This is a genomic window from Arenimonas sp. MALMAid1274 (genome assembly GCF_049195245.1).
Classification (GTDB): domain Bacteria; phylum Pseudomonadota; class Gammaproteobacteria; order Xanthomonadales; family Xanthomonadaceae; genus Arenimonas.
In genome coordinates, this window is the sequence record NZ_JBMIRR010000027.1 from 681204 (window position 1) to 704862 (window position 23659).

The 23659-nt window shown below is 69.7% G+C and carries 25 protein-coding genes; 14 read left to right on the top strand and 11 right to left on the bottom strand.

Features of this window, described 5'->3' with window-relative positions; all coding sequences use genetic code 11:
- The first annotated feature begins 65 nt into the window (after positions 1-65).
- Positions 66-2501, top strand: coding sequence for a prolyl oligopeptidase family serine peptidase (locus tag ACOQFR_RS11755; RefSeq protein ID WP_421382095.1), 2436 nt, complete (start codon positions 66-68; stop codon positions 2499-2501).
- A 7-nt stretch (positions 2502-2508) separates the two neighbouring features.
- On the opposite strand, the gene ACOQFR_RS11760 is transcribed toward ACOQFR_RS11755, so the two are convergent.
- Complete coding sequence (locus ACOQFR_RS11760; RefSeq protein ID WP_421382097.1) at positions 2509-3438, bottom strand: DUF808 domain-containing protein; 930 nt, start codon at positions 3436-3438, stop codon at positions 2509-2511.
- A 136-nt stretch (positions 3439-3574) separates the two neighbouring features.
- Here ACOQFR_RS11760 and ACOQFR_RS11765 point away from each other — a divergent pair, with 136 nt between their 5' ends.
- The gene (locus ACOQFR_RS11765; protein WP_421382099.1) at positions 3575-4363 is read left to right on the top strand and encodes a hypothetical protein; all 789 of its coding nucleotides are present in this window, start codon (positions 3575-3577) and stop codon (positions 4361-4363) included.
- A 9-nt stretch (positions 4364-4372) separates the two neighbouring features.
- Here ACOQFR_RS11765 and ACOQFR_RS11770 read toward each other — a convergent pair whose 3' ends face one another.
- Positions 4373-5128, bottom strand: coding sequence for a type 1 glutamine amidotransferase (locus tag ACOQFR_RS11770; protein ID WP_421382101.1), 756 nt, complete (start codon positions 5126-5128; stop codon positions 4373-4375).
- Between the two features lie 168 nt (positions 5129-5296).
- Between ACOQFR_RS11770 and ACOQFR_RS11775 the strand changes: the two genes are divergently transcribed.
- Positions 5297-5851 carry an SRPBCC domain-containing protein gene (locus tag ACOQFR_RS11775; protein ID WP_421382103.1) on the top strand — a complete coding sequence of 185 codons (555 nt, stop codon included), beginning with the start codon at positions 5297-5299 and terminating at the stop codon, positions 5849-5851.
- Between the two features lies 1 nt (position 5852).
- Here ACOQFR_RS11775 and ACOQFR_RS11780 read toward each other — a convergent pair whose 3' ends face one another.
- Positions 5853-6563, bottom strand: coding sequence for an rRNA pseudouridine synthase (locus ACOQFR_RS11780; RefSeq protein ID WP_421382105.1), 711 nt, complete (start codon positions 6561-6563; stop codon positions 5853-5855).
- Positions 6564-6648: 85 nt separating this feature from the next.
- Complete coding sequence (locus ACOQFR_RS11785) at positions 6649-6867, bottom strand: hypothetical protein (protein WP_421382107.1); 219 nt, start codon at positions 6865-6867, stop codon at positions 6649-6651.
- On the opposite strand from ACOQFR_RS11785, the gene ACOQFR_RS11790 reads away from it, so the two are divergent.
- Genes ACOQFR_RS11790 through ACOQFR_RS11800 form a run of 3 tightly spaced genes read left to right on the top strand, consistent with a single transcriptional unit; the run spans position 6866 to position 9173 of the window.
- Complete coding sequence (locus tag ACOQFR_RS11790; protein ID WP_421382109.1) at positions 6866-7252, top strand: VOC family protein; 387 nt, start codon at positions 6866-6868, stop codon at positions 7250-7252. The two genes, ACOQFR_RS11785 and ACOQFR_RS11790, sit on opposite strands and share 2 nt — an antisense overlap.
- Complete coding sequence (locus ACOQFR_RS11795) at positions 7249-8304, top strand: glycerophosphodiester phosphodiesterase family protein (protein WP_421382112.1); 1056 nt, start codon at positions 7249-7251, stop codon at positions 8302-8304. Before ACOQFR_RS11790 ends, ACOQFR_RS11795 begins: the two co-directional genes overlap by 4 nt.
- Positions 8301-9173 (top strand): pseudouridine synthase, encoded by an 873-nt coding sequence (locus ACOQFR_RS11800; RefSeq protein ID WP_421382114.1) that lies wholly within the window; start codon positions 8301-8303, stop codon positions 9171-9173. The genes ACOQFR_RS11795 and ACOQFR_RS11800 overlap by 4 nt, the downstream gene beginning before the upstream one ends.
- On the opposite strand, the gene ACOQFR_RS11805 is transcribed toward ACOQFR_RS11800, so the two are convergent.
- On the bottom strand, positions 9174-10040 hold the full coding sequence (locus ACOQFR_RS11805; protein ID WP_421382116.1) for a DMT family transporter: 867 nt from the start codon (positions 10038-10040) through the stop codon (positions 9174-9176). It lies immediately after the preceding gene.
- Between the two features lie 59 nt (positions 10041-10099).
- Here ACOQFR_RS11805 and ACOQFR_RS11810 point away from each other — a divergent pair, with 59 nt between their 5' ends.
- Positions 10100-10468 carry a DUF6164 family protein gene (locus ACOQFR_RS11810; protein WP_421382118.1) on the top strand — a complete coding sequence of 123 codons (369 nt, stop codon included), beginning with the start codon at positions 10100-10102 and terminating at the stop codon, positions 10466-10468.
- On the opposite strand, the gene ACOQFR_RS11815 is transcribed toward ACOQFR_RS11810, so the two are convergent.
- Positions 10465-10902, bottom strand: coding sequence for a barstar family protein (locus ACOQFR_RS11815; RefSeq protein WP_421382120.1), 438 nt, complete (start codon positions 10900-10902; stop codon positions 10465-10467). The genes ACOQFR_RS11810 and ACOQFR_RS11815 overlap by 4 nt on opposite strands.
- Entirely contained in the window at positions 10899-11354 is a 456-nt protein-coding gene (locus tag ACOQFR_RS11820) for a ribonuclease domain-containing protein (RefSeq protein ID WP_421382123.1), read from the bottom strand. The genes ACOQFR_RS11815 and ACOQFR_RS11820 overlap by 4 nt, the downstream gene beginning before the upstream one ends.
- Before the next feature lie 127 nt (positions 11355-11481).
- On the opposite strand from ACOQFR_RS11820, the gene ACOQFR_RS11825 reads away from it, so the two are divergent.
- Positions 11482-12060, top strand: coding sequence for a DUF922 domain-containing protein (locus ACOQFR_RS11825; RefSeq protein ID WP_421382125.1), 579 nt, complete (start codon positions 11482-11484; stop codon positions 12058-12060).
- Positions 12061-12132: 72 nt separating this feature from the next.
- Positions 12133-13767, top strand: coding sequence for an oligopeptide:H+ symporter (locus ACOQFR_RS11830; RefSeq protein WP_421382128.1), 1635 nt, complete (start codon positions 12133-12135; stop codon positions 13765-13767).
- 16 nt (positions 13768-13783) lie between these two features.
- Here the strand turns inward: ACOQFR_RS11830 and ACOQFR_RS11835 are convergent, their stop codons facing one another.
- Complete coding sequence (locus ACOQFR_RS11835; RefSeq protein ID WP_421382130.1) at positions 13784-14950, bottom strand: GGDEF domain-containing protein; 1167 nt, start codon at positions 14948-14950, stop codon at positions 13784-13786.
- A 60-nt stretch (positions 14951-15010) separates the two neighbouring features.
- A complete protein-coding gene (locus ACOQFR_RS11840) occupies positions 15011-15985 on the bottom strand; it encodes an NAD-dependent epimerase/dehydratase family protein (protein WP_421382132.1) in 975 nt (324 codons plus the stop codon).
- Between the two features lie 101 nt (positions 15986-16086).
- Between ACOQFR_RS11840 and ACOQFR_RS11845 the strand changes: the two genes are divergently transcribed.
- From ACOQFR_RS11845 to ACOQFR_RS11855, 3 genes are read left to right on the top strand one after another with little or no spacing between them, the layout of a single operon-like run.
- Positions 16087-16647 (top strand): GbsR/MarR family transcriptional regulator, encoded by a 561-nt coding sequence (locus tag ACOQFR_RS11845; RefSeq protein ID WP_421382135.1) that lies wholly within the window; start codon positions 16087-16089, stop codon positions 16645-16647.
- On the top strand, positions 16644-17120 hold the full coding sequence (locus tag ACOQFR_RS11850; RefSeq protein WP_421382137.1) for a thiol-disulfide oxidoreductase DCC family protein: 477 nt from the start codon (positions 16644-16646) through the stop codon (positions 17118-17120). Before ACOQFR_RS11845 ends, ACOQFR_RS11850 begins: the two co-directional genes overlap by 4 nt.
- Positions 17121-17160: 40 nt before the next feature.
- On the top strand, positions 17161-18105 hold the full coding sequence (locus tag ACOQFR_RS11855; protein WP_421382139.1) for an acyltransferase: 945 nt from the start codon (positions 17161-17163) through the stop codon (positions 18103-18105).
- Here the strand turns inward: ACOQFR_RS11855 and ACOQFR_RS11860 are convergent.
- Positions 18100-18978, bottom strand: a complete 879-nt coding sequence (locus ACOQFR_RS11860; RefSeq protein WP_421382141.1) for a neutral zinc metallopeptidase — start codon at positions 18976-18978, stop codon at positions 18100-18102. The two genes, ACOQFR_RS11855 and ACOQFR_RS11860, sit on opposite strands and share 6 nt — an antisense overlap.
- Before the next feature lie 154 nt (positions 18979-19132).
- Here ACOQFR_RS11860 and ACOQFR_RS11865 point away from each other — a divergent pair, with 154 nt between their 5' ends.
- Entirely contained in the window at positions 19133-20353 is a 1221-nt protein-coding gene (locus ACOQFR_RS11865) for a DUF418 domain-containing protein (protein ID WP_421382143.1), read from the top strand.
- A gap of 60 nt (positions 20354-20413) precedes the next feature.
- Complete coding sequence (locus tag ACOQFR_RS11870; protein ID WP_421382145.1) at positions 20414-22369, top strand: OPT family oligopeptide transporter; 1956 nt, start codon at positions 20414-20416, stop codon at positions 22367-22369.
- 9 nt (positions 22370-22378) lie between these two features.
- On the opposite strand, the gene ACOQFR_RS11875 is transcribed toward ACOQFR_RS11870, so the two are convergent.
- On the bottom strand, positions 22379-23572 hold the full coding sequence (locus tag ACOQFR_RS11875) for a lytic murein transglycosylase (RefSeq protein WP_421382147.1): 1194 nt from the start codon (positions 23570-23572) through the stop codon (positions 22379-22381).
- Positions 23573-23659: the final 87 nt, after the last annotated feature.

Genomic DNA, 23659 nt, shown 5'->3' on the forward strand with positions numbered 1-23659 from the left:
GGCCGGAAACTTGGCAGGGCCGTCCGCTTGCACGATCATGCGGCAACTCCCTGCGGTTGCCTGCGATGCCTTGGATTCGTTGGTTGTGCCTGTGTTGCCTGCTGTTGGCGTGTGCCCAGACACTGGCGCGTGATTTCAAGGTCAAGCCGGGCGACGTGCCGGAACTGCGTGACGGCGAGGGCCTGGTGCTGGTGGCAGTGGACTCCGACCTGGCCGTCAGTTCACTCACGGTGAAGAGCGAATCCAGCCATTTCACCGGTGGACGCCTGGAAGAAATCGGCGTCGGCCAGACGCTGGGCCTGTACGTGATGCCGGCAGGCAAGTACCGCTGGGACCGGCTGCGGCTGGCCTGGGTGCAATGGACGCTGCGCGACGATCCGGCGTTCCGCTTCGAGGTCAAGCCGGGGATCATTTCCTATGCCGGTGACCTGATATTCCGGCGCGCCTCGCGCTTCCACGTCGCCAATCGCGGCCTGCGTGCGATGGACTGGCTGGAAGCGAATCATCCGCAGATCGCGGCGCGCCACGAGTTCAGCTACGTCGGCCTGTACCCGGACCCGTTCCCCGCGTTCTACCGCGAGCAGTTCAAGGCGGGGGGCAGTCCCGCGCCGGACCGTCGCAATGCGCAGCGTGCGCCGCCGGCGCCGGGCAAGTTGCCGCTGCCGGTGGAAGAACTGTGGAAGCCGTCGCGGCTGGGCGGATTCGCGATGAGTCCGGGCGGTCGCTACGTGGCCGGCGCGATCCGCGAGCCTGGCGAGATCTGGGCGATCGACGTCTACGACCTGGAAGGCGGCACCATCCGCCGCATCGCCAACAGCCGCACCGCCGTAACCGACCTGGACTGGAAGGGCGACGACACCCTGCTGGCGGAGATCACGGTGGGCGCGGGCGATCCCATGCTGTGGGTGTTCCGATTCCAGGACGGCAAGGACACGCCCGATATCCTGCGCGTGCGCCGTCCCGGCGCCCTGGTGGACAAGCTCAGTGCCGACCCCGGACATATCCTCTACGCCAGCCGCGGAACCCGGGGCGAAGCCCAGCTGCATCGCCTGGACATCCGCACCGAGCAGGCGCTGGAATCCTTCCGCTACCCGCTGGTGGAGCGTCTGAACGAGGGGCTTTCGGGCGACAGCTACTGGTTCACCGATGCACGCGGGCAGGTGCGCGCGGCCATCGTGGCGCGTGACGGCAAGGCCGTGCTGGTGCACGGGGCCGACGGCAAGTTCCAGGACGTCCTGGTGCTGGACAAGGACGACGGCTTCAATCCGATGGCGGTGTCCGGCGACGGCCGGCTCATCTACGGGCTGATCGGAGCGGATCGCGAGCAGCGCGAACTGGTGGAGTTCGACCCCGTGCAGCGCAAGGTCACGCGCACCTTGTTCGCCAAGCCCGGCATCGACCTGGTGTCACCCATCATCAATGCCCGCGGCGAGGCGATCGGCGCGGCGTACTACGAGTCGGGCCAGTTGATCAGCGAGTATTTCGACGCCGAGGCCCAGCAGCTGCGCAGCCGGCTGACCCGCAGTTTCCCCGGCAAGACCGTGGCCATGCTGGCGCGCAGCGAGGATGCCCGCCAGAACCTGCTGTGGGTGGACGCCAGCGACCAGCCCGCGGTGGTCTACCACCTCGACCTGGAGGCAGGCCGCGCCAGCGTGCTCGACGAGTCGGCGCCGTGGCTGAGCGGCAAGGCCCTGGCACCCGCGGTGACGCTGCAGGTGAAGAGTTCCGACGGACTGCCCATCGAGGCCTATCTCACGCTGCCGCCCGGTGCCGGTCGCCGGCCGCTGGTGGTGATGCCGCATGGCGGACCGATCGGCGTCGCCGACCGGCGTCACTTCAATCCCGAGGTGCAGTTCATTGCCTCGCTGGGCTATGCGGTGCTGCAGGTCAACTTCCGCGGCTCCGAGGGGTACGGCAAGGCCTTCCGCGAAGCCGGTTACGGCAGCCTGGGCACGCTGATCGAGAACGACATCGATGCGGCGATCGAGGCCGCGGTGGCGGCGCATCCGGTGGACGCCGGGCGCATGTGCATGGTCGGCGCCAGCTACGGCGGCTACTCGGGGCTGCTGTCGTCGCTGCGCTGGCCGGGTCGGTTCCGGTGCGTGGTGTCCATGTTCGGCGTCAGCGACCGCGGACTGCTGTTCACCGCCAGCGACGCCGGCCGATTCGAGTCGCTACGCAAGGAACTGGAGAAGATGCTGGGCAATCCCAACACCCAGCCCGAGCTGATGCGCGAGACCTCGCCGCTGTTCCAGTACCGCAAGCTCACCGTGCCGCTGATGCTGGTGCACGGCGGCGAGGACATCCGGGTGGACTACGAGCACACGCGCCGGCTGGTGCGCATGCTGGGTCTGGACGCGCGGCCGCCGGTCACCCTGTACTTCAAGGAGGAAGGCCACGGTATTTCGGATGCGGACAACCGCCGCAAGACCTGGGAAGGCGTGGCCGGCTTCCTGCGGCAGCACCTGGACGCGGCTGCCGCCCCCGCCGCCGCCCCCTAGCGCGGGTTCAGGCCTGCGCGGCCGGCTTGCCGCGCATTTTCCGGAAACCCATCACGGCCAGCAGCACGCCGATGCCGATGACGATGCCGACCAGGGCCTCGGCGGTCATGGATACCAGCAGGCCCACGCCGCCGGACGGCGTGATGTCCTGGATGGCGTGGTGGATCACCGGGATGGCATGCACCAGGATGCCGCCGCCGACCAGGAACATCGCGGCGGTGCCGGCGATGGACAGGAACTTCATGAACCAGGGCGCGCCGACCAGGATGCCGCGGCCCAGCGCACGCTTGGCGCGACGGAAAATCGAGTCGCCCGGCAGCTGGCTCAGGTACAGGCCGCCGTCATCCATCTTCACGATGCCCGCCACCAGGCCGTACACGCCGACGGTCATCAGCACCGCGATGGCAATCAGCACGCCCACCTGCACCGAGAACGGCCGGGTGGCCACTTCGCCCAGGGTGATGACGATGATCTCGGCCGAAAGGATGAAGTCGGTGCGGATGGCGCCCTTGATCTTGTCCTTCTCGTGCGCGACCAGGTCCACGCTTTCGTCGGCGACCGCCTCGACCAGCTCGACGTGCTTCTTCTGCTTCTCTTCCTTGCTGTGCAGGAACTTGTGCGCCAGCTTTTCCACGCCTTCGTAGCAGAGGAAGGCGCCGCCGATCATCATCAGCGGCGTCACCGCCCACGGCAGGAAAGTGCTGATGGCCAGCGCCGCAGGCACCAGGATGGCCTTGTTCACCGCCGATCCCTTCGCCACCGCCCACACCACCGGCAGTTCGCGTTCGGGCTTCACGCCCGACACCTGCTGGGCGTTCAGGGCCAGGTCGTCGCCCAGCACGCCGGCGGTCTTCTTGGTGGCCACCTTGGTCATCACCGACACGTCGTCGAGGATGGTGGCGATGTCGTCGAGCAGGGCGAGCAGGCTGGAGGCCATGGGGGATCCGAAGCAGGCGAAGGCCGCGATTCTCGCATCCCGCGCCGACCGAAGGGGAGGGGATGGCCGCCAGGCGGTGGCTCGGGCCGAGGTGGCGGGCGCTAGTATCGCCACAGTCCAAGGGGAGTTGACCGCCATGACGCTTCAGCCGCTGCGCACTGCCTTCCTTGCCCTGCTCCTGGCCGGCCTGGCCGGTTGCGCCAGCCCAACCCTGGATGCCGACAGCCCGGACGACTGGTCGCGCTCGGTGCAGGCCGTCCGTGACGATCTGGACGCGGGCCAGCGCACCCGCTTCGACGACGCCCTGGTCAGGCTGGCCCCCACGGCGGCGGACGGCGCGGCCAGCGCCGCGGCCTCGACGCCCAACCGCGCCCTGCATGGCCTCGGCGCCGACGAGGTCATCCGGCGCGCGTACGAGGGCCAGGCCGAACAGGCCCGGGAGGGCTCGCAGGCGGCCGCACAGGAAATCGCCAGGCTCGAGGCCCTGAAGGCGCAGGTCGAGGCCGAGCAGGGGCAGGTGGAAGGCTTCCGAATCACGCGGGCCGAATACAGCAAGCAGCCGCTGGGCGATACCGGCGTCACCGAACCCTTCCTCCGGGTGTCCTTGGACAACCGCAGCGAACTGCACGTGACCCGCCTCACCGCCTGGGGCACCCTGCGTTCACCGGGTCGCGACCAGCCCTGGCTGCGGCAGCTGGTGAGCTTCGAGGTTTTCGGAGGCATGCCGCCGGGCAAGCAGCACGAAACCATCCTGCGGCCCGGGGCCTATTCGGAATGGGGCGCGGAAGGCGTGCCGGCCGATGCGCAGCTCGACCTGGCCCTGGTCTCGGTGCAGACCGCCGACGGCCGCACCTGGCTGGCGCGCCAGGCCTTCACCGCCGAGGATGCCCGCCAGCTGCGCGAGCTCAAGGCCGTGCAGCGCTGAGGCCGCGACTCAGGCCCACTCGCGCGACGGCAGCACCTGGCGTCGCTGCGGCCGGCCGACCAGGTCCAGGAAGCCTTCGAACAGGGGTTCGGCCACCGCCTGCAGCTGGGTGACCAGAGCGGTGGTGCTTCGCCGGATCTGGTCGGGGTCCTGTGCCAGGCCCGCCTCGGCCAGTTCCTGGGCATAGGACGGATTGGCCAGCCAGCGTCCGATCAGCGCCGCATCCACTTCCGGATGGAACTGCAGTCCATAGGCCGAGTCGCCGTAGCGGAAGGCCTGCTGTTCGCAGGTGGTGGTGCGGGCCAGCTGCACGGCGCCGGCCGGCAGCGCGTAGCTGCAGGCATGCCACTGGAACACCGGCGTGGCTGCGCCGAGCGCGGACAGCACCGGATCGGCGCGGCCGGCGGCGGTGAGCTGCAGGTCGTACCAGCCGATCTCGGGCTGCGGGTGGCGCTGCACGGGCGCACCCAGCACGTGCGCCAGCAGCTGTGCGCCCAGGCAAATGCCGAGCACCGGCTTGCCCTGCCGCAGCGCCGCCTCGATCGCACGAAGTTCGGTGCGCAGGTGCGGACGCGTGGCCTGGTCCTGGACATTCATCGGGCCGCCCAGCACCACCAGGCCCCGATAGCGGTCCACGCTGGGCTCGGCCCCGGGGTCGCGCTCGAAGTTGACGAAACGGATGCGGTGCCCGCGGCGCCGGATCAGGGGATCCAGGGTGCCCAGCGGTTCGGCGGCGACGTGTTGGAAAACCAGGAGGCGGGACATGGCGAGCGGCAGGCGACCAGTGCACACAACATCGCATCGCCGCCGATGATTCAAGTCCCCCGGCGGCATGGGCTGATGCATGCGCGGAATATGAGCACGCGCTTGACCGGGCGGCAGCCGCGCGTTCGAATGGGCAGGGGCCTGCTCCGGGCCGGGGAGAAGCGCCGCATGTTCGTCCGCATCTTGTTCGCCGCCGTCGCGCTGGCCGTGGCCGTTGCCGCGCCCGCCACCGCCGCAGTGAAGGACAGCAGTCCGTCCGGATTCACCGTCGAGAACAGCGCCGTGGTCGCCACCGACCGCCAGACCACGTGGAATGCCCTGGTCGAGGAAGTGGGGCGCTGGTGGCCGCGCGACCACACCTGGTGGGGCCAGGCATCCGAGCTGAGCATCCAGCCGCGCGCCGGCGGCTGCTTCTGCGAAACCAACGGCAACCAGCAGGCCCAGCACCTGACGGTGAGCTTCGTGGATCCCGGCAGGACCCTGCGCATGACCGGTGGCCTGGGCCCGCTGCAGGGCATGGGCCTGCACGGTGCGCTGGAATTCCGGCTCGAGGACGACAAGGCCGGCGGCACCCGCGTCACGCTGTGGTACCGCGCCGGCGGCTACACCCCGGACGACCTGTCGAAGTTCGCACCGGTGGTGGACCAGGTGCAGGCGCTGCAGCTCAAGGGGCTGGTGGACTACCTGCGCGCCAATTACGCGCCCATCAGGGAAGACACCTGACTCAGAAGCGCTCGTCCACCGGCAGGTAGCGCCACTGTCCCGGCGGCATCTTGGACAAGGGCACGCGGCCCAGCCGGATGCGCTTGATCGCCACTGCCTGCAGGCCGACCTCGGTGCACAGGAACTGCAGCAGGCCGGGGCGCACGCCCTTGATCGCGAAGCGCAGGCGGGTCTCGCTTTGCCAGCTCACCTTGAATGCGGCCACCGGCCAGCCCTGGTAGCTGGTGCCGCCGGTGAGCCGCTTCCAGCCGTAGGGCGCCAGCTCGCCGGTGACCTCGACGATGAATTCCTGCTCCAGCTTCTCCGAATCTTCCTTCAGGCGCCGCAGCACGCGGCCATCCTGGCTCAGCACCATCAGGCCGCTGGCCTCGGGTTCGAGCGGCATGCCCGGCGCCTGGTGGGCGAAGTGGCGCGTGTGCAGGCGCCAGCCGCTGGGATCGTCGGGCCAGCGCTGGTCTGGAACCAGCAGCGAGGCGGCCTGCGCAGGGTCCTGGCCGGCAGGCTTGTGCAGCAGCATCGTCGCCGGCTCGGCCGGCACCAGGCGCGCATCGGGATCCAGCGTCACCTGCTGGTCGAGCACCTTGAACTGCGGCTCCTCGACCACGACACCATCCACGCGCACCCAGCCGCCCTGGACATACTGTTCGGCCTCGCTGCGCGAGCAGCCGGCGATCTCGACCACGCGCTTGGACAGGCGGACGGGCTGGGTCATGGGCGGGGTCCGGCGGAAGGGGACCCATTGTAGGCGCTGCGTGCGCCTGGAGCGGACGCCTCGGCGAGGCGTCCGTCCGCGGGGATCAGGCCTTGCCGGCCTTCTTGTTGGCTTTTTCGGCGCGCTTTTCCTTCAGCGTCTTCTCCGGCTTCTTCTTTTCGGTCTTCTTCTGGTTCAGGCCCTTGGCCATGGCGAGCTCCTGGTTGGCGGCACGGCCCGGGCAGGATCGCCCGGTTCCGGTGGCGCGAGCATGCAACGGTCCCGGCGCTTTTTCCATAGCTGCCATGGTCCACAATGGCGGCATGACGACGAGCCTGGGCGCGATCGCACTGCTGGTGCACGACTACGACGAGGCCATTGCCTGGTACACACGGGCGCTGGGCTTTGACATGCTGGAGGACGCGCCACGCGGCCCCGGCAAACGCTGGGTGCGGGTGGGCCGGCCTGGCGGCACCAGCCTGCTGCTGGCGCGGGCGGCCACCCCGGACCAGCAGGCGCAGGTGGGCAGGCAGGGCGCCGGGCGGGTGTGGCTGTTCCTGCACACCGACGACTTCGCGGCCGAGCATGCCCGCATGCTGGCCGCGGGCGTCGCGTTCCAGGAAGCGCCCCGTCACGAAGACTATGGCAGCGTGGCGGTGTTCGTGGACCTTTACGGCAACCGCTGGGATCTGCTTCAACTCACGCCATGACGCGCCGGCCTCGCGTGATCGCCCACCGCGGGGCGAGCGGCTACCGACCCGAGCACACGCTGGAGGCCTATGCCCTGGCGATTGCGCAGGGCGCCGACTTCATCGAGCCCGACCTGGTGGCCACGCGCGACGGCGTGCTGGTCGCGCGCCACGAGAATGAATTGTCCGACAGCACCGACGTGGCCACGCATGCCGAGTTCGCTACGCGCCGATGCCGAAAGTGCATTGACGGCATCGAGCGCGAAGGCTGGTTCACCGAGGACTTCACGCTGGACGAACTGCGGCGGCTGCGCGCGCGGGAACGCCTGCCGGCGCTGCGGCCCGGCAGCCAGGCCTACGACGGCCAGTTCGGTATTGCCACGTTCACCGAGATCATCGCGCTGGTCCAGGCGGCCGAAGCGAACGGGCGGCGCGTGGGCCTGTATCCGGAAACCAAGCATCCGACCTGGTTCGCGCAGGAAGGGCGGCATCACGACGGGTCACGCATCGGCGTGTCGCTGGGCCAGGGCGTGGTGCGCGAGCTGGTCGCGGCCGGCTTCACCGATCCGGCGCGGGTGTTCATCCAGTCCTTCGAGGTGGGCAACCTGGTCGAACTCAAGCGCGTGTGGATGCCGGCCGCCGGCGTCGACTGGCCCCTGGTGCAGCTGCTTGGGGATTTCGAACGACACGCGCCCTATGACCTGCGCTTGCTGGCGCAGGGCGGCGAAGATCGGCACGGGCTGCGGGAATTGCTCGGCGCCTCGGCCCTGGGCGATCCGCGCTGCGGCAGCCTCGCGGGCCCGGACGCGCTGGAAAGGCTGCGGGACAGTCACGCGAGCGCCATCGGCCCTGGCAAGGACAGCCTGCTGCCCGCGGGGCCCGCGGGTCCGCTGCATGCCTGCCTGCGCGCTGCGCAGAGGCTCGGGCTGGAGGTGCATGCGTATACGCTTCGGCGCGAGCACGCGGGCGAGGCCTACGGCCGACGGTTGATGGACGAAGGCGTCGATGGTTTTTTCATCGACCAGCCGGATTTGGGCGTGGCCCTGCGCGACGCGGCCGTCGCCGAGCCATGAACACGCCGATCGCCAGCCGCTGGCAGCTGCCGCCCGGCGAGTGGAGCACGGTGCTCGAGGGTCTGTGCGCCCGCTTTCCGTCGGTGTCCCGCGACACCTGGCGCGACCGCATGCGGCGCGGTCGCGTGCAGGATCGCGAGGGTGTGCCTTTGGCCCCGGACGCACCGTATCGGGTGGGCCTGGAAGTGCGCTATTTCCGCGAAGTAACGAGCGAGCCGGATCTTCCTTTCGCCGAGCAGATGATCCATGCCGATGCACACCTGCTGGTGGTGGACAAACCGCCCTTCCTGCCGGTGACGCCTGGCGGCGCCTGGGTCGAGCAGTGCCTGCTCAGGCGGCTCGTGCGCGCCACCGGCAACGAAACCCTGGTGCCTTTGCATCGCATCGACCGCGCCACCTCGGGCCTGGTGATGTTCTCCGTGAATCCGGGCAGCCGCGCGGCCTACCAGGCCCTGTTCCGCGAGCGCGGGATCCGAAAGCACTACCTCGCCCTGGCGTCGCCGCTGCCGGGCGTCGCTTTCCCTCTGCGTCGCCATTCGCGGATTGCCAACGGATCACCCTTCCCCCGCATGCAGGAAGAGGCGGGCGCGGCCAATGCCGAGACGCTGATCGATGTGGGCCTGCGCGGACGTGAGCACTGGCAGTACCGCCTCGAACCCGTCACGGGCCGCAAGCACCAGCTGCGCGTGCAGATGGCGGCGCTGGGGGTGCCCCTGCTCAACGACCCGCTGTATGGCCCGCACGCGGGCCAGGCGGCCGACGACTGGCAGCGGCCGCTGGCCCTGCTGGCCAAGTCGCTGGCCTTCATCGATCCGCTGGATGGCAGGCGTCGAGAATTCGAAAGTCCGCGCGATCTGCGGCCGGACTGATCAGGCGGCGCGCGTGGCCCTGCGCCAGGGCAAGGTCAGCGCGATACCGCCCAGCACGATCACCGAGGCGATGCCGAGGCGCCAGCCCAGCGGCTCGGACAGCAGCAGCGTGCCGGCGGCGACGGTCACCACCGGTACGACCAGCTGGCTGCTGCCGGCCACCTGTGGCGTCAGATCGCGCAAGGCCGCGTACCACACCGCGTAACCCAGGCCCGACGTGACGGCGCCGGACACGAGGGCCAGTGCGGCCCCCGCGGCGTCGATGCTCACCGTTCCCAGCCACGGAAGGCAGGCCAGCAGTGAAAGTGGCGCCGCGCGAAGGAAGTTGCCTGCCGTGGTGGCCGTGGCATCCGCCTGGCCGCGCCCGCGCAGGCTGTAGATGCCCCAGCCGATGCCGGCCAGCAGCATGCAGGCGGCGGGCCCCGCCGCAGGCGCTTCGAGTCCGGGCGACAACAGGTAGGCGAGGCCCGCCATCGCGATCACCAGTCCGGCTGCCTGCCGTGGCGTCCAGCGCGCGCCCAGGGCCAGGCCACCGGCCAGCATCGTGGCCTGCACCGCCGCAAACAGCAGCAGCGCGCCCGTGCCCGCGGTCATGCCGGTGTAGGCCCAGGAGAATCCGAGCGCGTAGGCCAGCAGGGCCAGCGCCGAGATCCAGGACCCGTGCGCCAGCGCGGCAGACCCACGCCAGGCCACCAGCGCCCACAGCACCGCCGCACCGGCAAACAGCCTGAGCACGGTGAAGCCCAGCGGGTCGATGCCGGTCCGGTCCAGCGCGGCGCGGCACAGCAGCGAGTTGCCCGCGAACGCCAGCAGCGCGCAAACCGTCAGCAGGGTGAGGCGGGCGGCGTGCGTCAGTCGGGGAGCCATCGAATTCCGTAGGGGCGGGGCGCGGAGCGGGGCGCGCACGGTGGCGCTATCATGCCGGCATGGCCAAGCTGCTGCTTAACCTCCGCAACGTGCCCGATGACGAAGCCGATGACGTGCGCGAGCTGATGGCCGCGCATGGCATCGAGATCTATGAAACGCGGCCCAGCCTGTGGGGCGTGTCGGCGGGCGGCATCTGGCTGCGGCAGAAGGAGCAGGAGGCCCAGGCCCTGCAGCTGATGGCGGGCTATCAGGCCGAGCGCGGGGCGCGCGCCCGCGCCGAGCGTGAGGCCGAGCTGCGCGACGGCCGCGCCCGCAGCACCTGGCAGGGCATGCGCGAAAAGCCACTGCAGTCGGCTGCGGCGGTGCTGGGCATCCTGCTGATGATCGCCGTGGCGACACTGCCGTTCGTGCTGTTCCGCGCCGGCTAGACCGGCATCTGCGAAAACTCGTCGTCGGCCAGAGCGAGAAAGGTCCAGAAGGGCCGGCCCAGCTCGCGCCATTGCAGCGAGCAGTCCTCCAGCACCGACACCAGGCTGGCAAGCTCGTCCGGCGCCGCGTCGCGCAGCGCGTCCAGGTTCGACAGCGTCAGCACGTAGCCTTCGGCGGGCAGCCAGGACAGATCGCCCAGGGCATCGGCCAGCGCGTCCCAGGTGTGGCCGATGTCCGGCGGAAAGGCGAAGGCATCGGCGAATTGCTGCAGCAGCGCGCGCTTGTCGCGGCAGTCGGCCAGGTCCATCGTCACCAGATGCAGCCCCGAGTCGGTGGCCGCATCCTGCAGCGCAGGCAGGTCTGCGGCGGTGAGGTAGAACGCGCCGGACTGGTCCGCGTCCAGCAGCAGCGCGTGCAGCGGCGGCACGCTCATCGCACGCCCTCGATGCGGCGGAAGCTGTCGTAGTGGTCGTCGGTGTACCAGAACTCGGTCGGCGGATCGCCGCCCGTGACGATGCGGCGTGGCCCGCGGTGCGACAGGCCGGGCGTGTCCACGGTGTACTCGCGGTAGTGGCCGCGCGGGCGCGGCGGCAGGCGTCGTTCGCGGTTGCCGAACACGCCGCCGTCCTGGCGGTACGGGAAGGGGCCGCCGCGCGCGATGAGTGCAAGGGTGCGCTCGGCTTCGGGCGGAAGCGAGACCCTGGCATCCGGCCGCGCAGAGGGCGCGGGCAGGGCGGGTGGGGGCGCCGGCAGGGCGACCGTCGGCGAGGTGCTGGCCGGCGCGTCGGGTGCGGGGCGGGCGCCCGGCTCCGGCGCGGGTTGCCACCACGTCCAGAGCAGCATCAGGACGATCGCTACGGCCAGCAGGGGTCGGAACTTGCGCATGCCGGCGTGCGTACCTGGACGGGGCTGGCGGGCAGTCTAACAATTCGTTCCGGGCGGGCGGCGAGGCTTGTCGATCCGGCTTGCGAGCGGCAGGCTGTCGCTGGCCTGGACAGCGCGGGAAACGAGGATGATGTTGGCGTGGCTGCTGATCGCGGGTCTGGCGTCGCCATTGGCGGCGCGCGCCGGCGTGGTCGATGAAGGCCCGGTCGTGCATGAGCAGCGGGTCTACTACGACCTGCGCGCCACCAGCCTGCGTGAGCTGCGGCGCGAGATGCGCGAACGCAAGGCGCTGGCGGGCATCGACGGCAAGGCGCTGGGCTTGACGCGCCAGAACATCGCCACCGAATTCACGCTGATGCCCCAGGGCCGCGGCTGCCGGCTGGAAAACGTGCGCGTCACCCTGTCCATCACGATCCACTTGCCGCGCTGGTCGCCGCCAAGGACGCCGGCGCCCTTCCTGCAGGAACGATGGGACCGGATGATTACGGGATTGACGGTCCACGAGGAAGGTCATCGCGACAACGCAATCGCGGCCGCCAGGGAGCTGCACCGTGCATTGATGGCGCTGGGGGAGTCTCGCAACTGCCTCGCGCTGGAGCGTGCCGCCCGCCGCGCCAGCTTCCAGGCCCAGCTTCGCTTCCGGCTGCGCGACCGCCATTACGACCGCCAGACCCGGCACGGTGAAACGCAGGGATCGGTGCTCTAGGCGGCCGGCTTGGGTTCGGGTGGCATTGTGTGGACAATGCGGGACCCGCGCCCGTTCCAGGACCCGATGCCCATGACGCCTTCCGCGATGCCGACCGAGACCGCCGCCGATCCCAAGGCACCGCTGCCGCGCCAGATCCCCTACATCATCGGCAACGAGGCCTGCGAGCGTTTCAGCTTCTACGGCATGCGCAACATCCTGGTGGAGTTCCTGGCCGGCAGCGTGCTGCTGGCGGCGCTGCCGCTGATCGACCGGCAGGGCCACGCCAAGGACATCTTCCACACCTTCGTGATCGGCGTGTACTTCTTCCCGCTGCTGGGTGGCTGGCTGTCGGACCGCTACTTCGGCAAGTACAACACCGTGCTGTGGTTCTCGCTGATCTACTGCGCGGGCCATGCCTGCCTGGCGCTGTTCGAGGACAACCGCAACGGCTTCTTCACTGGCCTGTTCCTGATCGCCCTCGGCTCCGGCGGCATCAAACCGCTGGTGGTCTCCTTCGTCGGCGACCAGTTCGACCAGACCAACAAACACCGCGCACGCGTGGTGTTCGATGCCTTCTACTGGATCATCAACTTCGGTTCCTTCTTTGCCTCGCTGCTGATGCCGCTGGTGCTGAAGAACTGGGGGCCGGCATGGGCCTTCGGCATCCCGGGCGTGCTGATGTTCATCGCCACCGTCATTTTCTGGGCGGGTCGCCGCCAGTACGTCAACGTGCCGCCGTCCGGGCCGGATCCGAATTCCTTCCTGAGCGTGGTGCGTACCGCGCTGCGCACCGGCAGCCCGGGACCCGGCACCGTCATCGCGGGCCTGGGCATCGCGGCCGCTGTGCTGATGATGGTCCTGTGGGTCAGTGGCGCCGGAATCTGGCCCGAAGGCTGGGGCTTCGTGATCACGGCCTGCCTGGCCCTGGGCACGCTGATTGGCACCGTCGGCTGGGGCGCTTCGCTGCAGCTGGAGCGGGCCCGCGGCCTGCATCCGGACGAATCCATCGATGGCGTGCGCGCGGTGTTGCGCATCCTGATCGTGTTCGCGCTGGTGACGCCGTTCTGGTCGCTGTTCGACCAGAAGGCCTCGACCTGGGTGCTGCAGGGCGGCGAAATGGTGATGCCGACGTTCTCGGCATTGCCCGACGGCATCGCCGCCTTCCTGCGTGGCTGGTTCGCGTCGCCCTCGCAGATGCAGGCGCTCAATCCGCTGTTCGTGATGATGCTGATCCCGTTCAACAACATCGTGCTGTATCCGGCGCTGCGCCGGTTCGGTTTCAATCCCACGCCGCTCAAGCGCATGGCCTGGGGCATCGCGTTTTCCGCGGTGGCGTGGGTGATCGCCGGCTGGATCCAGCTCGAGCTCGACTCCGGTGCCCAACTCTCCATCGGCTGGCAGACCTGGCCCTACGTGCTGCTGACCTTCGGCGAAGTGCTGGTCTCGGCCACCGCGCTGGAGTTCGCCTACAGCCAGGCGCCGCACGCGATGAAGGGCGTGATCATGGCCTTCTGGTACCTCACCAGCACCTTCGGCGGCCTGTGGGTGCTGCTGACCAACAACACCGTGCGCGACCCGGCGGTGATCGGCTGGATCCAGGCCCAGGGCTGGAGCGAGAACGCCTTCCTGATGTTCTTCTTCGCGGTGTTCGCGATGGTGGCCGCGGCGGCTTTCGCCCTGTATGCCCGCACGTATCCGATGCAGGACAACTACCGGAAGGTCTGACGACCCGGGTCGCGTTCTAGGCCAGGCCCGCAGGCATGGCGTGGACCTGGTCGCGGCCCGCGCGCTTGGCGCCGTACATGGCCTGATCGGCACGTTTGAGCAGGCCGGCCAGATCGTGGTCCTGCTCTCCGAGGGTGGCGACACCAATCGACACGCGCAGCTGGACCGGTTTGCCATGGGCGATCAGGTACACGCCCGCGACGGCGTCCTGCAGATGCCGGGCGATCGCCTCGGCGCCGGGCAGGGCAGTATCGGGAAGCAGTACTGCAAATTCCTCGCCGCCCTGGCGACCCACCAGATCCTGCGGACGCAGCGCGGCTCGCATGGCCTTGGCCGCCAGCACCAGCGCCTGGTCGCCGACATCGTGTCCGTAGGCGTCGTTGATCCGCTTGAAGTGGTCCAGGTCCATGATCAGCAGGGAGCTGGGCCGGGTCGGCGATTGCGCCAGGTGTGCGCCCGCGCGCTCGAGGAAGGCATGCCGGGTCAGCAGGCCGGTCAGGCTGTCGGTGTTGGCCAGGTGCTCCAACCGCTGCAGCAGCCGGTCGCTGCCCATCAACACGAAACCGAGGCTGGCCACGGCGGGTGCCAGCATCGCACCCCCCAGCAGCAGCGTCTCACCCCAGGGCTGTTGCACCCAGGCGCGGGCCGCGCTGCCGTCGGGCAGGAACAGCAGCGTTCCGCGGATGCATAGCACGAGTGCGCACACGCCGAACGACGCGGCCACCACCAGGGCGTTGCTGCCAGTCGCCGCCTTGCGCTGACTCCAGGCCACGATGGACGTGCTGGCGGCCAGCCCCGCGCACAGCAGCGACAGCAGGCCGGTGCGCATGGGCTGCCCCGGATGGGTGAACAGCATCAGCAGGCTTGCCAGCGCCACCAGCAGCACGGGTGCCGCGAACCATGGCGAATCCGGCATGCGGCCCCGGCATGCCACCAGCGCGCGCAGGTATTCCACGAACGAGGCGATGATGAGGGTCTTGCCGGGCACTGCCAGCGAAGGAAGGTCATCGGCCCACTCCAGCAGCAACCATCCCGCGGGCGCCAGCACGATCGCGCGTGCCCACAGGCGCTGGGCGCAGGCCAGTTCGCGCGGCTGCCTGGACGCGGCCGCATACAGGCCCGCGGCCATCGCGGCCGACGCCAGCAGCGCAATCAACGCAGTGGTGAATGGATCCAGTTGCAAGCGGGCCTCCCCCGGCGCCGCCACGGCCGCGCGAAGGCTAGCACGGTTGGGCCGGCGGTCTCAGGCGGGATCCGGCTGCAGCCGGGGCGACCGGACGTCACCCGGAGCGTCCGCGCCGACCGGGCGCGGCGCGCGGCCCAGCAGCGCCGGAAGATGGTTGATGCGCGGGCAATTGTCGCGCCGCAACAGTTCCCAGTGTCCGAAGGAGAAGGGCGTGGCATGGACCAGGTCGCAGGCATGGCTGCCCAGTCGCGCCAGCCAACCCGGGATGAGCAGCACACGCGCGGGCCTTGGGCTGTGCAACCTGCGCAGTCGCGCCAGGTAGTCCCGCAGGGACAAGGCCTCCAGGCCGCCCAATTCGAACTCCGCCATGCCGGCTTCGTCGGTGATCGGGTGTGCGAGCCGGGCCAGCGCCTCGCCCAGGTCCTGCACATCCAGGGCGGCGATGCGCCCGGTGGCATCGGCGGGCAGCACGTGCACGGGCCAGCGCGCGACGCGGCGGATCCAGCGCGCCCCGTAGCCACCGTGCGGGGCATCGAGCAGGGAAGGGCGGACAATACACCCCGTCGCGCCCGAGGCCTTCAGCGCCGCCTCGCCGTCGCACTTGGAGCGCAGGAAGCCACTGCGGGCGGGAAGGTCCAGGCCCAGGGCCGAGACATGCACCAGGCGCACGCCGCTACGACGGCAGGCTTCAGCCAGTGCCGCGGGCGCCTGGTGATGCACGCGCTGATAGGTTTCTCGTCCGCGTTGCCGCAGGATTCCCACGCAGTTGACCACGACGCGGATTTCGGCGAGCAGGGGAATCCATGCGTCCGCCGTCAGCAGGGCTTCGAATCGAGCCTTCCGGCGGGGGCAGCCACGCGCCGCCGCGGGAAGCCGATGGTCGATCCGGCCGGGATGCCGACTGCCAATCACGGGCGCATGGCCCTGGGCCAGCAGGGCCTGCACCGCATGGCGACCGATGAAGCCAGCGCCGCCCAGGACCAGGGTCTGGCCCGGCCGGGCGGGCACGTCGATGAGGTCGTCTCGGCGCATGTTCGCCTCCGTTTCAGACAGTTATTTCTGTCTTGACAGAAATATATGCCGGAACTAACCTGCATGCAAGCCATGCTCCGGCTGTTCCCAGAGGATCGCTCATGACCGAGTCCGCCGCCGCCTATGCCACCGACCCGCTCAGCCCGCTGAGCCGACGTTTCGTCATGCATTGGGGCGAGATGGGCTCGCGCTGGGGCGTGAACCGGACCGTCGCGCAGGTGCATGCCCTGTTGTTCCTGGCCGGGAAGCCGATGGATGCGGAGACCATTGCCGGCGTTCTGGCTGTCGCCCGGTCCAACGTGAGCAACAGCCTGCGCGAGCTGATGAATCTCAAACTGGTGCGGGTGGTGCACCAGCTGGGCGAGCGTCGCGATCACTTCGAGACCTCGCGCGACGTCTGGGAGCTGTTCCGCACCGTGGTGCGCGAGCGCAAGGCGCGCGAGTTCGACCCTACCGTGGCCATGCTCACCGAGCTGAGCCAGGATCCCGCCCTGGCCGGGGAAGACCCCGAGGCGCGCAAGCGCATCCTGGATACCCTGGCCCTGATGACCGCGCTGTCTTCCTGGGGCGAGGAGATGCTGCGGCTGGAGCCCGCCACGCTGATGAAGGTGATGAAGCTCGGCAGCCGCATCCAGAAACTCCTCCGGGACAACAAGGCATGAGCACCACCGCCTGGCCGCTGGTGATCTACTACGATGCGTCCTGCCCGCTGTGCCGGGAGGAGATGCACGCGCTGAAGGACTTCGATGCGCATTCGCTTCTGGAACTTCGCGACGCATCGGCCGCCGGATTCACCGATCCGCAGCTGTCGCAGGCCGGCATCGCCCAAGCCGACCTCATGCGCCTGATCCACGCCCGGGATTCGGCGGGACAGTGGTACCGCGGCGTCGAAGTGTTCGAGCGGGCCTACCGCGCGGCCGGTCTGGAGGCCGTCGCCGCGGTGTGGGCGCAACCGCGGCTCAGGCCGGTCTGGGACCGCCTGTACCCTTGGGTTGCGCGCTTCCGCCAGCCCCTGTCACGACTGCATCTGAACCGCCTCTACGGCTGGCTGGTGCGCCGCGCCGCGCGCCGCGCCCAGGAAAAGTCGCGCGCCTGCGCCGAGGGCCGCTGCGAGTTGCCCCCGCCGTTGCCATGACCCTTGCGTTTCCCGCCGCGCGCCTTGCTAGGCTGGCGCCATGACCTCCGCCCCTCGACGCCTTTTCACCTACCTGCCGGTCCCGCTGCGCGCACCACTGGCCGCCCTTCTGGTCGGCACCAGCACCTTGCTGCACGTGCCGGTGCTGCTGGTGGTCGCCATCACCAAGCTGCTGCTTCCGCTGCCCGCGATCCGGCCACGGCTGGACCGCGCGCTGATGCTGATCGCCGAAAGCTGGATCGCCGTCAACTCGGCGCTGATCGACGCCTTCACCCGCACGCGATTCGTGGTGGAGGGCGTGCAGGGCCTGCGCTACGGCGGCCATTACCTGGTGTTCGCCAACCACCAGAGCTGGGTGGACATCCCGGTGCTGCAGAAGGTGTTCAACCGCCGCATTCCGCTGCTGCGTTTTTTCCTCAAGAGCCAGCTGTTCTGGGTGCCGCTGTTGGGGCTGGCTTGGTGGGCGCTGGATTTCCCCTTCATGAAGCGCTACTCGCGGCAGCAGCTGGCGCGCCGGCCGGAGCTGGCCGGCCGCGACCTGGCCGTGACGCGCCGGGCCTGCGAGAAGTTCCGCCACATCCCGGTGTCGGTAATGAATTTCGTGGAGGGCACGCGCTTCACTCCCGGCAAGCATGCGGCGCAGGGCGAGACCTACCGGCACCTGCTGCGGCCGAAGGCCGGCGGCGTGGCCTTCGTCGTCGGCGCGATGGGTGATGCGATCGAATCGGTGCTCGACGTCACCGTCAGCTACGACGTGGGCCGGCCCACGCTGGCCGACCTGTTCGCCGACCGGATTGGTGAAGTGCGCGTGCACGTGCGCGAGCGAGCGCTGCCGGCCGGTTTTGCCGGCGGTGACTACGAGGCGGACCCCGCTTTCCGCGAACGCTTCCAGGCCTGGATCAACGGCCTGTGGCAGGAGAAGGACGCGCTGCTGGACACCTGGGCGGCCCCGCCGCATCCGGCGGCGGGACCCGAGGCCTCATAGCTGGGCAGCGGCGAAAGTGTCGCAGCGGCGATAGTCGCCGGACTCGAAGCCGATGCGGAACCAGCGCACGCGCTGCTCCGCGCTGCCGTGGGTGAAGGAATCCGGCACCACGGTGCCTTGGCCCTGCCGCTGCAGCGTGTCGTCGCCGATCGCGGTGGCGGTACGCATGGCTTCCTCCAGATCTCCCGGCTCGAGCCAGGCGTGGCGCTGCTGCGCGTGGTGCGCCCACAGCCCCGCGTAGCAGTCGGCCTGCAGCTCCTGCCTGACCAGCGGACCGGTGGCGCCCTCGACATTGCCGCCGCGCTGGCGGATCTCGTTGACCTTGGCCGACACGCCGGTGATCGTCTGAACGTGATGGCCCACCTCGTGCGCAATGACATAGGCCTCGGCGAAATCACCGCCGCCACCCAGGCGCTGCTGCATCTGCTGGAAGAAACTCAGGTCAATGTAGACCTTGCGGTCACCCGGGCAGTAGAACGGCCCCACCGCCGCGGTCGCACCGCCGCAGGCCGAGTTGACGCGCCCGCTGAACAGCACCAGCTGTGGCGCCGGGTACTGCTGGCCGCTGGCCTGGAAGATGTGGCCCCACACGTCCTCGGTTTCGCCCAGGATGCTGGCCACGAACTGCGAGGCCTCGTCGTCCGCCGGCGGCGCCTGCGCCGGCCCCGAGGGCTGGCCGGTGCCCGGAGCGCCCTGCTGCATCTCGGCAAGCAGTCCCAGCATCTCCAGCGGGTTCTTGCCCAGCAGCAGGCCGATGACCACCACCACGGCCACGCCGCCCAGACCCAGCTTCATGCCACCGCCGCCACCGCCCATACCCATGCCGCGGCGGTCCTCGACGTTGCTGCTTCGCCTTGCACTGCGCCATTTCATGCCGGAACTCCATCGCGGGGGACTGTGGCCGGATTGTTGCCTGAAACCGGTCCCCGCCGCGACCACCTGATATCGTGGCCTGACCATCAGGCGAGCCTGGCGACCGCAGGCGCAGGGTAGGGACAGGGGGGGGCAGATGTCTTCGAGTGCGCGGATGGCGGCCCCGCTGGCCGAACCCGATCGCCTGTTCGTGCTCGACGCGATCCGGGGCTTCGCCCTGTTCGGCGTCCTGTTGATCAACCTGACGTGGATCGCGAGCCCGGAGCTGGCGCTGCCGGCCCCCGTGCGTGACGCGCTGCCCAGTGCCGGCATCGACCGGCCGCTGCGCTTCCTGATGGCCTGGCTGATGGAAGGCAAGGCACAGGCGCTGTTCTCGATGCTGTTCGGCCTGGGCTTCGCCATCCAGCTGCAGCGGGCGCAGGCGCGCGGACCCGGTTTCGCGGCGCGCTACCTGCGCCGGCTGGGCATCCTGCTGGCCATCGGCGCGTTCAACCTGTACTTCCTCTGGCTGGGCGACATCCTGCACCTGTACGCGCTGGCCGGCGTGGTGCTGCTGGTGGTGCGCCATGCCTCCGATCGCGTCCTGCTGTGGGCCGGACTGCTGCTGTCGGTCGGCGCTATGCTCGCTTTCGACCTGTGGATCGACCTGTCGCCCGACGGACCGGCCGCGCGGCTGATGCCGGTGTGGGAATCCGGCGTCGCCAGTCGCTACGTCGCCTGGAGCCAGGGCGGCTACGGGGACTACCTGGCCGACAACATCCGCAGCAACGGCCAGGAATACCTGGGCACGGTGTTGCTGCCGTTTTTCATGGGCCAGGTCATCGGCCGCTTCCTGCTCGGGTTCTGGATTGCGCGTCGGGGCTGGTTCCAGGACGTGGCGCGATATCGGGCCGGCTTCAGGCGCGCGCTGCCGCTGCTGCTGGTCGGCGGGCTGGCGGTGTCGCTGCCGGCCAAGCTGTCCGTGCTCACCGACGATTACTTCGAGGGCTGGGCCTACCACCTCGCCAACGCCGGCGACCTGCTGGGCATGCTGCTGGTGGCCGGCGGCTACGCCTGCGCGATCGCACTCTGGACCCTGACACCGCAGGGCCGGCGACGATGCGAGGGACTGGCCGCCGTCGGCCGCATGGCGCTGACCCAATACCTGCTGCACGCCCTGGTGTACCTGGGACTGCTGTCCAACGTCGGCCTGGGCCTGCTGCCTCGTGCCGGCGGGACCACGGTGCTGACAATCGCCATCCTCTTCTTCGCGCTGCAGGTCATCACCAGCCGCTGGTGGCTGCGCCGTTTCCGCTTCGGACCGATGGAGTGGCTGTGGCGGTGGTGCACCTATGGGCAGCGACCGGCTTTCCGGCGGGATCCCACCGGGACGTGACCGCCCGGGGCCGGTGCGCGTAGAGTCCGGGACTTCCCACCGAACCACCCGGAGCCCCCGATGTCCACACCCCCGCTGCCGACGCCGCCGGCGCCCGTACCGCAGCTCACCTTCCGTGCCGTGGTCCTGTCGGTGATCCTGGCGGTGATCCTGGCCGCGGCCAACACCTACCTGGGCCTGTTCGCCGGACTGACCATCGCCACCGCGATCCCGGCGGCGGTGGTGTCCATGGGCGTGCTGCGCCTGCTGGGCGGCGGCTCGATCCTGGAAAACAACATCGTGCAGACCGGCGCCTCCGCCGGCTCGTCGATCGCGGCCGGCGTCATCTTCACCATCCCGGCGCTGATCATCCTGGGCCACTGGCAGACCTTCCAGTACAGCTGGGTGCTGGCCATCGCCGGCCTGGGCGGCCTGCTGGGCGTGCTGTTCTCGGTGCCGCTGCGTCGCTCGATGATCGTCGAGGATCCGCTGCCGTTTCCCGAAGGCAAGGCCGCGGCCGAAGTGCTCAAGGCCGGCGAGAATCCCGGCCCGGGCCTGAAGATCCTGGGCGTCGCCGCCGCGCTGGGCGCGCTGGTGAAGCTGGGCGCGCAGAGCGGCCTGCGCCTGATCCCGGACACGGCGGCGGGCGCCGGCTTCTTCGGCAAGTACCTGGGGTACATGGGCACCAACCTGTCCCCGGCGCTGCTGGGCGTGGGCTACATCGTCGGGCTCAACGTCGGCATCGTGGTGGTGTCGGGTTCCATCCTCTCCTGGCACATCGCCATTCCGATCTACCACGCGTTTTTCCTCGCCGGTGATCCGGTGCTGTCGGTGTCGCTGGCCGGCGCCGGTGCGGAGGACGCGGCCTGGGCGATCTGGGGCAGCCAGATCCGCTACCTGGGCGTGGGCGCGATGCTGATCGGCGGCCTGTGGACGCTGTTCACGCTGCGCAATTCGCTGCTCTCGGGCATCAAGAGCGGCATCGCCGCCGCGCGCCAGGCCAAGGGCACGGTGGTGGCCGAAACCGAGCGCGACCTGCCGATGAAGTGGATGCTGTTTTCGCTGGTGCTGTTCGTGATCCCGCTGCTGATGCTGTACCAGGCGGTGGTGCAGCAGTGGAGTGTCAGCATCCCGATGACGATCATCATGATCGTCGCCGGCTTCGTGTTCGTCTCGGTATCGGGTTACCTGGCCGGCCTGGTGGGCTCGTCCAACAATCCCGTGTCGGGCATCACCATCGCCACCATCCTGTTCGCCTCGGTGGTGCTGTGGTTCCTGCTGGGCGGCGATTCCAAGATCGGCGCGGTGGCGGCCATCATGATCGGCGCGGTGGTCTGCTGCGCGGCGGCCGTCGGCGGCGACAACCTGCAGGACCTCAAGGCGGGTTACATCGTCGGCGCGACGCCGTGGAAGCAGCAGCTGATGCTGGGCATCGGTGCGTTCTCGTGCGCGCTGATCATGGCGCCCGTGCTCAACCTGCTCGCCGAGGCCTATGGCATCGGCGCCCCGACTGCCGACAAGCCAGAGTCCCTCGCGGCGCCGCAGGCCACGCTGATGGCTTCGGTGGCACGCGGCATGTTCGGCGGCGACCTGCCGTGGTCCACCATCGCGGTCGGCGCCGGCGTGGGCGCGCTGATCATCCTGGTGGACGAAATCCTGAAGGCGCGCAAGGCGCGCTTCCGCGTGCCGGTGCTGGCCGCGGCGATCGGCATCTACCTGCCGCTGGAGCTGATGGTGCCGATCTTCCTCGGCGGCCTGCTGTCCTGGGCCGTCGAGCGCTGGCACCGCATCGATCCGACCGACGAGGACGCGCGTGACCGCATCCACCGTCCCGGCACGCTGTTCGCCGCGGGCCTGATCACCGGTGAAGCCCTGATGGGCATCCTGATCGCGGTGCCGATCGTGGTGACCGAACGCTCCGATGCGCTGGCGATGCCCGAGCGCTTCAACGTCGGCGAGATCGGCGGCCTGGTGGTGCTGGCGGTGGTCGGCGCATGGATGTACCGCGTCGCCACGCGGAAGCAGGCCGTCGCCTGAGTCCGCGCGTCAGGGCCGGGGCGCGGCGTCCTGCTGCAGGGCGCGCAGGCTTCGCTGGCCGGCGCGGCCGTCGGCCGGCAGGCCCAGGCGAGCCTGCTCCAGCTTCAGCGCCTCGCGCGACCTGGCGCCGATCATGCCGTCGGCTTCGCCGATGGCATGGCCGCGCGCCAGCAGTAGTTCCTGCAGCTGCTTGCGCTGCGCCCGCGACAGGCCCGGATCGTCGGTCGGCCAGGCCGCCGCGAACGGACCGCCACCGCGCAGCCGGTCCGACAGGTGGGCGATGGCCAGCGCATAACTTTCCGCGGCGTTGTAGGAATAGATCGCGTCAAAGTTCTTGAAGACCAGGAAGGCCGGCCCCTTCGGACCGGCCGGCAGCAACAGCGCAGCGGCGGTATCGGATGCGGGCAGTGGCTGACCATCGGCCCGGACGATGCCCCGCGCAAGCCACTGCGACAGGGGCCGCCGCGCCTGGCGTCCGCTCACGCCGGTGTCGAAGCCCTCGGGCAGGATCACTTCATGACCCCAGGGCTGACCCGTGCGCCATCCGCTGCGCTTGAGGTAATTGGCGGTCGACGCCAGCGCATCGGGAATGCTGCCCACGAGGTCGCGCCGGCCATCGCCGTCATGGTCCACCGCGATGCGCGCATAAGTGGACGGCATGAACTGGGTGTGCCCGAACGCGCCCGCCCAGGAACCGACCAGGCCTTCGGCCTGCAGGTCGCCTGACTGGATCAGCTTCAGGGTCGCGAACAGTTCGCTGCGGAAGAAGGCCTGCCGGCGTCCCTCGCAGGACAGCGTGGCCAGCGAGCCCAGCAGCGGCTTCTTGCCGAAGGTGCGGCCGTAGTCGCTTTCCACGCCCCAGACCGCCACCACCGTCGCCGGGTCGACGCCGTACTTTCGCGCCACCTCGTCCAGCGTGGCCCGATGCTCCGCCAGCCGCGCCTGTCCGTCCGCGACCCGCTGCTCGTCCACGAGGCCGGCCAGGTAGTCCCAGATCGGCGTGCGGAATTCGGGCTGATAGTCCAGGGATTCCAGCACGCCCGGATCCAGAACCAGGCCCGCGGTGTGCGTGTCGAAGGTGGCGCCGCCGACCCCCGCGGCAACCGCCTGGGGCCTGAGGGAGGCCAGGCAGCTGGCCAGCGGCGTGGCGGCGGCGGGGAGGGGCAGGGCCAGGGCTAACAGGACGAGCGGGGCGAGTTTCATGCAGGCAGTCTGGGGAAGGCGGGCTGAACCCATCTTCACCCGCGCCGGCGCGCCGGAAAAGACGCCGCCGGCCGCGATATGCTGGCC

What these genes read in the sequence shown, in the direction of transcription:
- ACOQFR_RS11755 (WP_421382095.1), top strand. Translation starts at nt 66, where the DNA reads ATGCCTTGGATTCGTTGGTTGTGCCTGTGTTGCCTGCTGTTGGCGTGT.
- ACOQFR_RS11760 (WP_421382097.1), bottom strand. Translation starts at nt 3,438, where the DNA reads ATGGCCTCCAGCCTGCTCGCCCTGCTCGACGACATCGCCACCATCCTC.
- ACOQFR_RS11765 (WP_421382099.1), top strand. Translation starts at nt 3,575, where the DNA reads ATGACGCTTCAGCCGCTGCGCACTGCCTTCCTTGCCCTGCTCCTGGCC.
- ACOQFR_RS11770 (WP_421382101.1), bottom strand. Translation starts at nt 5,128, where the DNA reads ATGTCCCGCCTCCTGGTTTTCCAACACGTCGCCGCCGAACCGCTGGGC.
- ACOQFR_RS11775 (WP_421382103.1), top strand. Translation starts at nt 5,297, where the DNA reads ATGTTCGTCCGCATCTTGTTCGCCGCCGTCGCGCTGGCCGTGGCCGTT.
- ACOQFR_RS11780 (WP_421382105.1), bottom strand. Translation starts at nt 6,563, where the DNA reads ATGACCCAGCCCGTCCGCCTGTCCAAGCGCGTGGTCGAGATCGCCGGC.
- ACOQFR_RS11790 (WP_421382109.1), top strand. Translation starts at nt 6,866, where the DNA reads ATGACGACGAGCCTGGGCGCGATCGCACTGCTGGTGCACGACTACGAC.
- ACOQFR_RS11785 (WP_421382107.1), bottom strand. Translation starts at nt 6,867, where the DNA reads ATGCCGCCATTGTGGACCATGGCAGCTATGGAAAAAGCGCCGGGACCG.
- ACOQFR_RS11795 (WP_421382112.1), top strand. Translation starts at nt 7,249, where the DNA reads ATGACGCGCCGGCCTCGCGTGATCGCCCACCGCGGGGCGAGCGGCTAC.
- ACOQFR_RS11800 (WP_421382114.1), top strand. Translation starts at nt 8,301, where the DNA reads ATGAACACGCCGATCGCCAGCCGCTGGCAGCTGCCGCCCGGCGAGTGG.
- ACOQFR_RS11805 (WP_421382116.1), bottom strand. Translation starts at nt 10,040, where the DNA reads ATGGCTCCCCGACTGACGCACGCCGCCCGCCTCACCCTGCTGACGGTT.
- ACOQFR_RS11810 (WP_421382118.1), top strand. Translation starts at nt 10,100, where the DNA reads ATGGCCAAGCTGCTGCTTAACCTCCGCAACGTGCCCGATGACGAAGCC.
- ACOQFR_RS11815 (WP_421382120.1), bottom strand. Translation starts at nt 10,902, where the DNA reads ATGAGCGTGCCGCCGCTGCACGCGCTGCTGCTGGACGCGGACCAGTCC.
- ACOQFR_RS11820 (WP_421382123.1), bottom strand. Translation starts at nt 11,354, where the DNA reads ATGCGCAAGTTCCGACCCCTGCTGGCCGTAGCGATCGTCCTGATGCTG.
- ACOQFR_RS11825 (WP_421382125.1), top strand. Translation starts at nt 11,482, where the DNA reads ATGATGTTGGCGTGGCTGCTGATCGCGGGTCTGGCGTCGCCATTGGCG.
- ACOQFR_RS11830 (WP_421382128.1), top strand. Translation starts at nt 12,133, where the DNA reads ATGACGCCTTCCGCGATGCCGACCGAGACCGCCGCCGATCCCAAGGCA.
- ACOQFR_RS11840 (WP_421382132.1), bottom strand. Translation starts at nt 15,985, where the DNA reads ATGCGCCGAGACGACCTCATCGACGTGCCCGCCCGGCCGGGCCAGACC.
- ACOQFR_RS11845 (WP_421382135.1), top strand. Translation starts at nt 16,087, where the DNA reads ATGACCGAGTCCGCCGCCGCCTATGCCACCGACCCGCTCAGCCCGCTG.
- ACOQFR_RS11850 (WP_421382137.1), top strand. Translation starts at nt 16,644, where the DNA reads ATGAGCACCACCGCCTGGCCGCTGGTGATCTACTACGATGCGTCCTGC.
- ACOQFR_RS11855 (WP_421382139.1), top strand. Translation starts at nt 17,161, where the DNA reads ATGACCTCCGCCCCTCGACGCCTTTTCACCTACCTGCCGGTCCCGCTG.
- ACOQFR_RS11860 (WP_421382141.1), bottom strand. Translation starts at nt 18,978, where the DNA reads ATGAAATGGCGCAGTGCAAGGCGAAGCAGCAACGTCGAGGACCGCCGC.
- ACOQFR_RS11865 (WP_421382143.1), top strand. Translation starts at nt 19,133, where the DNA reads ATGGCGGCCCCGCTGGCCGAACCCGATCGCCTGTTCGTGCTCGACGCG.
- ACOQFR_RS11870 (WP_421382145.1), top strand. Translation starts at nt 20,414, where the DNA reads ATGTCCACACCCCCGCTGCCGACGCCGCCGGCGCCCGTACCGCAGCTC.
- ACOQFR_RS11875 (WP_421382147.1), bottom strand. Translation starts at nt 23,572, where the DNA reads ATGAAACTCGCCCCGCTCGTCCTGTTAGCCCTGGCCCTGCCCCTCCCC.